The organism is Streptomyces spongiae, assembly GCF_009377185.1.
GTDB lineage: Bacteria > Actinomycetota > Actinomycetes > Streptomycetales > Streptomycetaceae > Streptomyces > Streptomyces spongiae.
Genome location: NZ_VJZC01000313.1, coordinates 1 through 11,567, shown reverse-complemented (window position 1 = coordinate 11,567; position 11,567 = coordinate 1). Strand labels below are relative to the sequence as shown.

General features: G+C 70.0%; 7 protein-coding genes. 6 read left to right on the top strand and 1 reads right to left on the bottom strand.

The features are described 5' to 3' along the window. Positions 1 to 237 precede the first annotated feature (237 nt). Positions 238 to 1,236 (bottom strand): aldo/keto reductase, encoded by a 999-nt coding sequence (locus tag FNH08_RS31800; RefSeq protein ID WP_322725847.1) that lies wholly within the window; start codon positions 1,234 to 1,236, stop codon positions 238 to 240. A 75-nt stretch (positions 1,237 to 1,311) separates the two neighbouring features. Between FNH08_RS31800 and FNH08_RS31795 the strand changes: the two genes are divergently transcribed. The 6 genes from FNH08_RS31795 (at position 1,312) to serA (ending at position 11,467) form a co-directional block, all read left to right on the top strand. After that, entirely contained in the window at positions 1,312 to 2,265 is a 954-nt protein-coding gene (locus FNH08_RS31795; RefSeq protein ID WP_152774985.1) for a 2-hydroxyacid dehydrogenase, read from the top strand. Positions 2,266 to 2,641: 376 nt separating this feature from the next. After that, entirely contained in the window at positions 2,642 to 5,809 is a 3,168-nt protein-coding gene (locus tag FNH08_RS31790; protein ID WP_322725846.1) for a putative bifunctional diguanylate cyclase/phosphodiesterase, read from the top strand. Between the two features lie 234 nt (positions 5,810 to 6,043). After that, positions 6,044 to 7,894 carry an acetolactate synthase large subunit gene (locus FNH08_RS31780; protein ID WP_194238679.1) on the top strand — a complete coding sequence of 617 codons (1,851 nt, stop codon included), beginning with the start codon at positions 6,044 to 6,046 and terminating at the stop codon, positions 7,892 to 7,894. Between the two features lie 22 nt (positions 7,895 to 7,916). After that, the gene (gene ilvN / locus FNH08_RS31775; RefSeq protein ID WP_030942875.1) at positions 7,917 to 8,441 is read left to right on the top strand and encodes an acetolactate synthase small subunit; all 525 of its coding nucleotides are present in this window, start codon (positions 7,917 to 7,919) and stop codon (positions 8,439 to 8,441) included. 163 nt (positions 8,442 to 8,604) lie between these two features. Beyond that, positions 8,605 to 9,606, top strand: coding sequence for a ketol-acid reductoisomerase (gene ilvC, locus FNH08_RS31770; protein WP_322725845.1), 1,002 nt, complete (start codon positions 8,605 to 8,607; stop codon positions 9,604 to 9,606). A 271-nt stretch (positions 9,607 to 9,877) separates the two neighbouring features. Beyond that, positions 9,878 to 11,467, top strand: coding sequence for a phosphoglycerate dehydrogenase (gene serA / locus FNH08_RS31765; RefSeq protein WP_322725844.1), 1,590 nt, complete (start codon positions 9,878 to 9,880; stop codon positions 11,465 to 11,467). Positions 11,468 to 11,567 lie beyond the last annotated feature (100 nt).

The window sequence follows — 11,567 nt, the reverse complement described above, 5'->3', positions numbered from 1 at the left end:
GGTTGGGTGTGGCTGGTCGCGCAGTTCCCCGCGCCCCTAAAAGATTGCGCAGTTCCCCGCGCCCCTAAAAGCCGCGCAGTTCCCCGCGCCCCTAAAAGCCGCGCAGTTCCCCGCGCCCCTAAAGACCGCGCCGTTCCCCGCGCCCGTGAAAGCCGCGCAGGTCCCCGCGCCCCTGAAAGTCGCCCAGTTCCCGCGCCCCTGAAAGTCGCCCAGTTCCCGCGCCCCTGGAAAACCCTCTCAGTCCCAGGATCCCTGAGCCGTCGGCAGTGTTGCCAGTTCCGTCAGGTCCGCTTCTGTCAGGTGGAGGGTGTCGGCGGACGCGTTCTGTGTCACCCAGCGTTCCTGCTTGGTGCCGGGGACCGGTACGACGTGGGAGCCCTGGGCGAGTACCCAGGCGATGGCCACGTGGGCCGGGGTCACCCCGTCGCCGTGGCGGGCCGCCACTCTCCGCAGCCCCGCCACGATCGGCTGGTTGGACGCCATCATCTCGGCCGTGAAACGAGGGTGCCGGGCGCGCAGGTCGTCGGGTTCGAAGCCCTCGCCCGGCGTCAGCGTGCCGGTGAGGTAGCCGTTGCCCAGGGGCATCGCGGCGAGGAAGCCCACGCCGCGTGCCGTGCACCAGGGGAGGAGCGCGTCGAGGGCGTCGGGCGACCACACCGACAGTTCCGCCTCGACCGCGCTGACCGGGAAGACCTGCTGGACGCGTTCCAGTTGGCGAATCGTTCCGTCGTGCAGCCGGGCCCCGGCCCGCCGTCCGGCCCTCGCTCCCACCGCGCACAGCCCCAGCGCCCGTACCTTCCCCGCCCGGACGAGATCCGCCATGGCGCCCCAGGTCTCCTCGACCGGCACCTCCGGGTCCGCGCGATGCAGTTGGTAGAGGTCGATGACATCCGTCTGCAGGCGGCGGAGGGAGGCGTCACAGGCGCGCCTCACATAGCCGGGGCGGCCGTTCGCCACGATGTGCTGCTCGCCGACCAGCAGACCGACCTTCGTCGACACGAAGGCCTCCGCGCGGCGTTCCTTCAGGACCCGGCCCACCAGGAGCTCGTTCGTGAAGGGTCCGTACATGTCGGCGGTGTCCAGGAGGGTGGAGCCGAGGTCGAGGGCGCGGTGCACCGCCCGGAGCGACTCCTCACCCCGCTGCCGCGACCCGGAGTACGCCCAGCTCATCGGCATGCACCCGAGCCCCACGGCCCCCACCTCGAGCGACGCCGCGCCGATCGTCCTGCGCTCCACCTGGTCGTACCCTCCCTCTCCTGGCACCCCAAACTAACCTCTGCGGCCCGGGAGGCTTCGCATAGCCTCCTGAGCATGACTGGTGACGTGTGGCTTCCGTTCCGTGCCGATGACATCGAGGGCCTCCCCGAAGGGCCCGATTACCGCTTCTGGGATGGTGACGAGGAGTTCCCCGGTGATCCGGGCGAGTGCGTCTTCTACGTCGTGCCCTACATGAAGGCGCCCGCGATCTCCCAGCGGCCGCTGCCCGGCATGACCTCGGTCCAGGTCGTGCAGACGCTCTCCGCCGGCATCGACCACGTCGAGCCCGGCCTGAAGCACCTGCCATCGGGTGTGCGGCTGTGCAACGCGCGCGGGGTGCACGAGGCGAGCACGGCCGAGCTCACCCTCACGCTGATACTGGCTTCGCTGCGGGGCGTCCCCGACTTCGTACGCGGACAGGAGCGGGAGGAGTGGCGGAGCGGGTTCCGCCCGGCGCTGGCCGACAAGTCCGTGCTCATCGTGGGGTACGGGTCGATCGGCGCCGCCATCGAGGACCGGCTCGCACCCTTTGAACTGGCGCGGGTGGCGCGCGTCGCGCGCTCAGAGCGCACCACGGCGCGCGGACCGGTGCACCCGCTCACCGAACTGCCCTCCCTGCTGCCCGAAGCGGACGTCGTCATCCTGGCGACGCCCCTCACGGAGGCCACACGCGGCCTGGTGAACGCCGACTTCCTGGCCCACATGAAGGACGGAGCGCTGCTCGTGAACGTCGCGCGTGGCCCGGTCGTCGACACCAAGGCGCTCCTCGCCGAGCTGGAGACCGGACGCGTCACCGCGGCCCTGGACGTCACCGACCCCGAGCCGCTGCCCAAGGGACATCCCCTGTGGCACGCGCCCGGCGTGCTCATCAGCCCCCATGTCGGCGGCCCGACGTCCGCCTTCCTGCCGCGCGCGCACAGGCTCCTGGTGGACCAGTTGAATCGTTTTGTGAACCAGCGGCCGCTGCGGAACGTGGTCCTTACGACGGGCGATACGACGGACGCCTAATCCATTTCGGGCACCCTCCGCAGCCCCTCGGATGCGGATGGTGTCCGTTTCGCCGTTGATCGTCACGGAGCGTAGAGGACCTATGTCCCTGAGTGACGAGACTGGTGTATCGTCCCGACAGGGGTTGCGCCGCGCACCGTTCGGCGCCGGGGATGGACATGCGACTGCGAGGGGGGCGACGGGCGATGCACGGCCTATGGACGAACGAACCGACGCGGCGGGGCCGCCGACGACGACCCTCGAGGAACGCGACGGCCAGACAGGGGCACAGCGGTCACGGTCGGCTCCACCCCAGGAACACCACTCGCAGGAGGCACCCGCATCCGGCGCACCGCGACCAGCGGGACGCGGGAGCGGCACTGACCGGGGAGATCCGGTGAGCGCCCGGTCGTCCTCCGCCGCCACGCTGAACCCGACGCTGCGGACACAGCCGCCGGCGGGCCCGCTGCTGCACGGCGGGTCGGCCCTGCGCGGCGGCTCCGTGACGAGCGTGCGCGCGCAACTGGTCCTGGTCCTGGTCTGCGGGGGATACGCCGTCGGCTCCGCGTTCGGCTGGGGCTCGCCGTACCTGGCGCTCGTCATGGGCGACTTCGGGCTGAGCGCCGCCGCCCTCGCCGCGGCCGTGTCCTGCTTCCGCTACGCGCGCGGCCGCCGCAGCCGCTTGCGGCCCGCCTGGCTGCTGTTCGGGCTGTCCTCCACGATGGCGGCGCTCGGCAACCTGGTCTGGGGCTGGTACGAGGTCGTGCTGGGCCGCCCGGTGCCCGACCCGAGCTACGCCGACCTGTTCTTCCTGTGCTTCGCGCCGCCCGCCATCGTCGGGCTGCTCGTCCTGGCCAAGCGGCCCGTGACCAAGGCCGGCTGGGTCTGCCTGGCGCTGGACGCCTGGCTGATCGGCGGCTCCCTGGTCACGCTCTCCTGGAGCCTGGCCCTCGCGCAGGCCGCCAAGGGCGGTGGCGACGTCGCGCACACGGCGCTCTCGCTCGCCTATCCGCTCCTCGACATCGCGCTGGTCAGCATGGTGCTCGCCCTGCACTTCCGGCGCTCGGCGGTCAACCGCTCCGCGGTGAACACCGCGATCGGCGCCCTCGCGCTCACGGTGATGTGCGACGCGCTGTTCACCTCACCGCTGCTGCACAACAGCTACCGCTCCGGCCAGCTCCTCGACGCGGGCTGGTTCGCGGGCTCGCTGCTCCTCGCGTACGCGCCCTGGGTCGGCCACCGGCGCGGCCAGGCGGCCGACGAAAGGCACGACACGGCCGGGGACACGGTTCGGCACGCCACGGACGGGCACACGCGTGTGGTGCGCGAGCACATCCCGGGACAGCGACACGGGACCAAACATCACGAAACCGCACGTCACGAAACGCCACGCGAAAGCCCACGGCACGAAGCGCAGCGACCCGAAGCAGACCGGCACGACGGACACCAGGGAGGACATGTGCACATGCTCCTCCAGGGAGTGGGGCTCAGTCGCGGCCCGACCACCCGCCCGATCGCCGGATCGCTGGCCGCGCTGACTCCCTACCTGGCCGCCGCCGTCTGCACCCTGGGCATCCTCTACACCGTGCTCAACGGCCGCAGCGTCGACCGCGTGGTGCTCATCACCGCCTGCACCGTCGTGCTCGCCCTCGTTGTGCGCCAGGGCATCATGCTCCTCGACAACATCACCCTCACCCAGGAGCTGGCCCAGAAGGAGAACCACTTCCGCTCCCTGGTGCAGGGCTCCAGCGACGTCATCATGATCGCCGCGCCCAGCGGCATCCTGAGGTACGTCAGCCCGGCCGCTGCCGGGGTGTACCGACTCCCCGCCGAGGAACTCGTCGGGACCGAACTCGCGGGCCTCATCCACCCGGAGGACCTGGGCTGCGTGGTGCACGAAGTGCGCCGCTTCCTCGCCGCCAGCCCCCTCGAAGAACCCACCACCCGGATCGAGTGCCGCTTCAGGTCCGGCGACGGCGGCTGGCTGAACGTGGAATCCACCGTCAACCGCCACCACGGCGGCCTCATCTTCAACAGCCGGGACGTGACCGAAAGGGTGCGCCTCCAGGCGCAGCTCCAGCACAACGCCGAGCACGACCCGCTCACCGACCTGCCCAACCGCGCCCTGTTCACCAAGCGTGTGCAGCAGGCCCTGTCCGGCCGCCGCGCCACCGACCGGGGCCTCGCCCTCCGTAACACGGCGGTCCTCTTCATCGACCTGGACGGCTTCAAGGCCGTGAACGACACGATCGGGCACCAGGCCGGGGACGAACTGCTCGTTCAAGCCGCCCGCAGGCTCCAGGACGCGGTCCGGCAGGGGGACACCGCCTCCCGCCTGGGCGGCGACGAGTTCGCGGCCCTCATCGCCGGTGACCACACCCGCGACCGCGCCGCCCGCGAGCGGCACATCTTCGAGCTCGCCGACCGGCTCCGGGTCGCCCTCTCGCAGCCGTACACCATCGGTGGCAACGACGTGCGGGTGGCCGCCTCCATCGGCGTCGCCTTCGCCGAACCGGGCCTCGGCGCGGGCGAGTTGCTGCGCAACGCCGACCTCGCCATGTACCGCGCCAAGGCCTCCGGCAAGGGGCGCGTGGAGCTGTACGCCCCGCAGATGCAGCAGGACGTCGTACGCAAGGCAGAGCTGGCCACGCGGCTGCGCGCGGCCCTGCACGACGGCGAGTTCACGCTGCTGCACCAGCCCGTGGTCGCCCTTGAGGACGGCCGGATCACCTCGGTCACCGCGCAGGCCCGCTGGCGCTCGTCCCAGGGGGTGTTCTTCACCCCCGCCGAGTTCCTGCGGGTCTCCGAGGACAGCGACAGGACCGCCGAGCTGGACCGCTGGCTGCTGGAGGAGGCCCTCGGGCAGGCCGCCGAGCGCACCGCGGCCGGCGTCGGCGTACCCGTGACCGTCCGGATGAGCGCCCGGCGTCTGCTGGACCGCTCGCTGCCGGCCGGCTCCATCGAGGCGCTCCTGACCCGCCACGGTCTCCCCTCCGGCGCCCTGGTGATCGAGCTGGCCGACACCGACGCCCAGGTCAGCCTGGACGATCTGGAGCGCCGGCTGAGCACCCTCAGGAGGCTGGGCGTCCGGATCGCGCTGGACGGGTTCGGCAGCGGCCACGCGGCGATCACGGCGCTGCGGCGGCTCCCCGTCGACATCCTCAAACTCGATCGCGGTCTGGTCGAGGGGATCGTCGAGTCACCGCGGCTGTACAAGATCACCAGTGGGCTGCTGCGGATGGCGGGCGACCTGGGCATGCAGTCGCTCGCGGAGGGGGTGGACCTTCCCGAGCAGGTGATCGCCCTGCGCGCGATGGGCTGCAGTCACGGGCAGGGCGCGGCCTTCTCCGCGCCACTGGACGAGTACCGGCTGCGCCGGGCACTGTCCTCGGGGCGCTGTCCGGTGCCCCACGGACCGGCGGAGCCCGCGTTCGCGGGCCGCGTGCGAGAGCCGGAGCGGGCCATGGAAAGGGCGGCGGGGGGCTACACCAGCGGTGTGACCGCGGTATACGGAGGCGGTACGCCTTTCAGCTCACATAATGAGACTCCCGTCCCACCCACTTGACACGTGGTGCGTGCCGGGTAGAGGGTCTGTGCCATGCGCACCCGAATTCTCGTACTTGAAAAGCGCGTCGGCTGAAGCTGGGGTCCACCGGACGATGAACCGGAATCCCCAGCGACCGCACCCGGCGCGCTCCCCTCGCTTGCCTCATGGCACGAGGGGTTTTTTGTTGCACGAGCACCTGTCGCACACCGAACAAACCTCGCAAAAAACCTCAGCATCGAGAAGAGAATGCCGATGACCGAGCAGGCCACCGGGGCCCACCATCCGCAGCCGCGGCCCCGATCCGGAGGACAGCAGTCCGCCACCGTCGAGCACGTGACGGGCGCGAAGTCCCTCATCCGCTCGCTCGAGGAGGTCGGGGCCGACACGGTATTCGGCATTCCCGGGGGTGCCATCCTGCCGGCGTACGACCCGATGATGGACTCCACGCGGGTGCGCCATGTGCTCGTCCGCCACGAGCAGGGCGCCGGTCACGCGGCCACCGGTTACGCGCAGGCCACCGGCAAGGTCGGGGTGTGCATGGCGACCTCCGGCCCGGGTGCCACCAACCTGGTGACCCCGATCGCGGACGCGCACATGGACTCCGTGCCCCTGGTCGCGATCACCGGGCAGGTCGCCTCCAAGGCGATCGGCACGGACGCCTTCCAGGAAGCGGACATCGTCGGCATCACCATGCCGATCACCAAGCACAACTTCCTGGTCACCAAGGCCGAGGACATCCCGCGGGTGATCGCGCAGGCGTTCCACATCGCCTCCACCGGCCGCCCGGGCCCGGTCCTGGTCGACATCGCCAAGGACGCCCTCCAGGCGCAGACCACCTTCTCCTGGCCGCCCGTCATGGACCTGCCCGGCTACCGGCCCGTCACCAAGCCGCACGCCAAGCAGATCCGCGAGGCCGCCAAGCTGATCACCGCCGCCAAGCGGCCCGTCCTCTACGTCGGCGGCGGCGTCATCAAGTCCCACGCCACCGCCGAGCTGAAGGTCCTCGCCGAACTCACCGGAGCGCCCGTCACCACCACCCTGATGGCGCTCGGCGCGTTCCCCGACAGCCACCCGCTGCACGTGGGAATGCCGGGCATGCACGGTGCGGTCACCGCCGTCACCGCGCTGCAGAAGGCCGACCTGATCGTCGCCCTCGGAGCCCGCTTCGACGACCGCGTCACCGGCAAGCTGGACAGCTTCGCCCCGTACGCCAAGATCGTCCACGCCGACATCGACCCGGCCGAGATCGGCAAGAACCGCGCCGCCGACGTGCCGATCGTCGGTGACGCCCGCGAGGTCATCGCCGACCTGATCCAGGCCGTCCAGAAGGAGCACAGCGAGGGCCACCCCGGCGACTACACCGCCTGGTGGACCGACCTGAAGCGCTGGCGCGAGACCTACCCGCTCGGCTACGACCAGCCCGACAACGGCTCGCTCTCCCCCCAGCACGTCATCGAGCGCATCGGTCAGCTCGCCCCGGAGGGCACGATCTTCGCCGCCGGTGTCGGCCAGCACCAGATGTGGGCCGCGCACTACATCGAGTACGACAAGCCGGCGACCTGGCTGAACTCGGGCGGCGCCGGGACGATGGGCTACGCGGTCCCGGCCGCGATGGGCGCCAAGGCCGGAGCCCCGGACCAGACCGTCTGGGCGATCGACGGCGACGGCTGCTTCCAGATGACCAATCAGGAGCTCACCACCTGCGCCCTGAACAACATCCCGATCAAGGTCGCCGTCATCAACAACGGCGCGCTCGGGATGGTCCGCCAGTGGCAGACCCTGTTCTACAACCAGCGCTACTCCAACACCGTCCTGCACTCCGGTCCCGACGACGTCAACCCGGAGGCCAGGGGCACCCGCGTCCCCGACTTCGTGAAGCTGTCGGAGGCCATGGGCTGCCACGCGATCCGCTGCGAGTCCCCGGACGAGCTGGACAAGGTCATCGAGGAGGCGAACTCGATCAACGACCGGCCGGTCGTCATCGACTTCATCGTCCACGAGGACGCGATGGTGTGGCCGATGGTCGCCGCCGGCACCTCCAACGACGAGATCATGGCCGCCCGGGACGTCCGCCCCGACTTCGGCGACAACGAAGACGACTGAGCGAGAGAGACGCAACCAGACCATGTCCAAGCACACGCTCTCCGTCCTGGTGGAGAACACCCCGGGCATCCTGGCCCGGATCGCCGCCCTCTTCTCCCGCCGCGGCTTCAACATCGACTCCCTCGCGGTCGGTGTCACCGAGCACCCCGACATCTCCCGCATCACCATCGTCGTGGGTGTGGAGGACCTGCCGCTGGAGCAGGTGACCAAGCAGCTCAACAAGCTCGTCAACGTGCTGAAGATCGTCGAGCTGGAGCCGTCGCAGGCCGTTCAGCGCGAACTCGTTCTGGTGAAGGTGCGCGCCGACAACGAGACGCGCTCCCAGATCGTCGAGATCGTCCAGCTGTTCCGCGCCAAGACCGTCGACGTCTCCCCGGAGGCCGTCACGATCGAGGCCACCGGCAGCAGCGAGAAACTGTCGGCCATGCTCAAGATGCTGGAGCCGTACGGCATCAAGGAGCTCGTCCAGTCCGGCACGATCGCGATCGGCCGTGGCGCCCGTTCGATCACGGACCGGTCGCTGCGGGCGCTGGACCGGTCGGCGTAAGGCCCGCGGAAGAGCCACCCAGGCACGAAGAAGATCCGTTCACGACCGGAAACGGGCGGTCGGCAGGCATCGGCCGCCCGTATTCCGAGACCCCGAGACTTCCACAGACACCACCGTCATACGGTGGGACGCAACACCTGCACTCCCAAGGAGAGAACCCAAAGTGGCCGAGCTGTTCTACGACGCTGACGCCGACCTGTCCATCATCCAGGGCCGCAAGGTCGCGGTCATCGGATACGGCAGCCAGGGCCACGCCCACGCCCTGTCGCTGCGCGACTCGGGTGCCGACGTCCGCGTCGGTCTGCACGAGGGCTCCAAGTCCAAGGCCAAGGCCGAGGAGCAGGGCCTGCGCGTGGTGAGCCCGTCGGAGGCCGCCGCCGAGGCCGACGTCATCATGATCCTCGTCCCGGACCCGATCCAGGCCCAGGTCTACGAGGAGCACATCGCCCCGAACCTGAACGACGGCGACGCCCTGTTCTTCGGCCACGGCCTGAACATCCGCTACGGCTTCATCAAGCCCCCGGCCGGCGTCGACGTCTGCATGGTCGCCCCCAAGGGCCCGGGCCACCTGGTCCGCCGCCAGTACGAGGAGGGCCGCGGCGTTCCGTGTATCGCCGCCGTCGAGCAGGACGCCACCGGCAACGCCTTCGCGCTCGCCCTGTCCTACGCCAAGGGCATCGGCGGCACCCGCGCCGGCGTCATCAAGACGACGTTCACCGAGGAGACCGAGACCGACCTGTTCGGCGAGCAGGCCGTCCTCTGCGGTGGTACGGCCGCGCTGGTGAAGGCGGGCTTCGAGACGCTGACCGAGGCCGGCTACCAGCCGGAGATCGCGTACTTCGAGTGCCTGCACGAGCTGAAGCTGATCGTCGACCTCATGTACGAGGGCGGCCTGGAGAAGATGCGCTGGTCGATCTCCGAGACCGCCGAGTGGGGCGACTACGTCACCGGCCCGCGCATCATCACGGACGCCACCAAGGCCGAGATGAAGAAGGTCCTCGCCGAGATCCAGGACGGCACCTTCGCCCAGGCCTGGATGGACGAGTACCACGGCGGTCTGAAGAAGTACAACGAGTACAAGACCCAGGACTCCGAGCACCTGCTGGAGACCACCGGCAAGGAGCTGCGCAAGCTGATGTCGTGGGTGAACGACGACGAGGCGTGAGCCCGATCCGTGGCGGTGCCCCCAGCGGGGCACCGCCACGGAGTTGCGCCCGGACTTCCCGTCCGGGTGATCCTTCCGGAGAAGCGCAGGACGCCGTCGTCGCGCCACTACACTGCCGTACTACATACGCGTCAGGCCCACAGCGTCGTGCGTCTTCCACGCGGCCAATCGACACCGAAGAAGTGCGGGCACGCCCTCTCTCCGGTGCCGCTCCCCTCCACCGCCAGCGGCCGTCGGGACGGCCGTCCGCATTGGACATGTGAGGACTCACGTGAGCTCGAAACCTGTCGTACTCATCGCTGAAGAGCTGTCGCCCGCCACCGTCGACGCGCTCGGCCCGGACTTCGAGATCCGGAACTGCAACGGAGCGGACCGGGCCGAACTGCTCCCGGCCATCGCCGAGGTCGACGCCATCCTGATCCGTTCCGCGACGAAGGTGGACGCCGAGGCCATCGCCGCCGCGAAGAAGCTGAAGGTCGTCGCACGAGCCGGCGTCGGCCTGGACAACGTGGACGTCTCCGCCGCCACCAAGGCCGGCGTGATGGTCGTCAACGCCCCCACCTCGAACATCGTGACCGCCGCCGAGCTCGCCTGCGGTCTCCTCCTCGCCACCGCGCGCCACATCCCGCAGGCCAACACGGCGCTGAAGAACGCCGAGTGGAAGCGCAGCAAGTACACGGGTGTCGAGCTGGCGGAGAAGACCCTCGGTGTCGTGGGTCTCGGCCGCATCGGTGCGCTCGTCGCCCAGCGGATGTCCGCGTTCGGCATGAAGGTCGTCGCGTACGACCCGTACGTCCAGCCTGCCCGGGCCGCCCAGATGGGCGTCAAGGTGCTGTCGCTGGACGAGCTGCTTGAGGTCTCCGACTTCATCACCGTCCACCTGCCGAAGACCCCCGAGACGGTCGGTCTGATCGGTGCCGACGCGCTGCACAAGGTCAAGCCGTCGGTGCGGATCGTCAACGCCGCGCGCGGTGGGATCGTGGACGAGGAGGCGCTGTACTCGGCGCTGAAGGAGGGGCGGGTCGCGGGCGCGGGCCTCGACGTGTACGCGAAGGAGCCGTGCACGGACTCCCCGCTCTTCGAGCTCGACCAGGTCGTCTGCACCCCGCACCTCGGCGCGTCCACGGACGAGGCCCAGGAGAAGGCGGGTATCGCGGTGGCGCGGTCCGTCCGGCTCGCCCTCGCCGGTGAGCTGGTGCCGGACGCCGTGAACGTGCAGGGCGGTGTCATCGCCGAGGACGTCAAGCCGGGTCTGCCGCTGGCCGAGCGCCTCGGCCGGATCTTCACCGCGCTCGCGGGCGAGGTCGCGGTCCGTCTCGACGTCGAGGTGTACGGCGAGATCACCCAGCACGATGTGAAGGTGCTGGAGCTGTCGGCGCTCAAGGGTGTGTTCGAGGACGTCGTCGACGAGACGGTGTCGTATGTCAACGCGCCTCTCTTCGCCCAGGAGCGGGGTGTGGAGGTGCGGCTGACGACGAGCTCGGAGTCGCCCGACCACCGCAACGTCGTCACCGTGCGGGGCACGCTGGGCAACGGCGAGGAGGTGTCGGTCTCCGGCACGCTCGCCGGCCCCAAGCACCACCAGAAGATCGTCGCCGTGGGTGAGTACGACGTGGACCTCGCGCTCGCCGACCACATGGTCGTCCTCAAGTACGTGGACCGGCCCGGTGTCGTCGGTACCGTCGGGCGCATCTTCGGCGAGGGCGGTATCAACATCGCCGGTATGCAGGTCTCCCGTTCCACCGCGGGTGGCGAGGCTCTCGCCATCCTGACGGTGGACGACACGGTGCCGCAGCCGGTGCTGACGGAGGTGGCCGAGGAGATCGGCGCGACGTCGGCGCGGTCGGTGAACCTGGTCTGAGGTTCGTCTCTGGACGAGGGTTGGGGTTCGGTCCCGTAAGGGGGACCGGGCCCCAACCTTTTTCGCCCCCGCCGCCCCTACCCGTCCCTTCCCTGAGGGC

What these genes read in the sequence shown, in the direction of transcription:
- FNH08_RS31795 (WP_152774985.1), top strand. Translation starts at nt 1,312, where the DNA reads ATGACTGGTGACGTGTGGCTTCCGTTCCGTGCCGATGACATCGAGGGC.
- FNH08_RS31780 (WP_194238679.1), top strand. Translation starts at nt 6,044, where the DNA reads ATGACCGAGCAGGCCACCGGGGCCCACCATCCGCAGCCGCGGCCCCGA.
- ilvN (WP_030942875.1), top strand. Translation starts at nt 7,917, where the DNA reads ATGTCCAAGCACACGCTCTCCGTCCTGGTGGAGAACACCCCGGGCATC.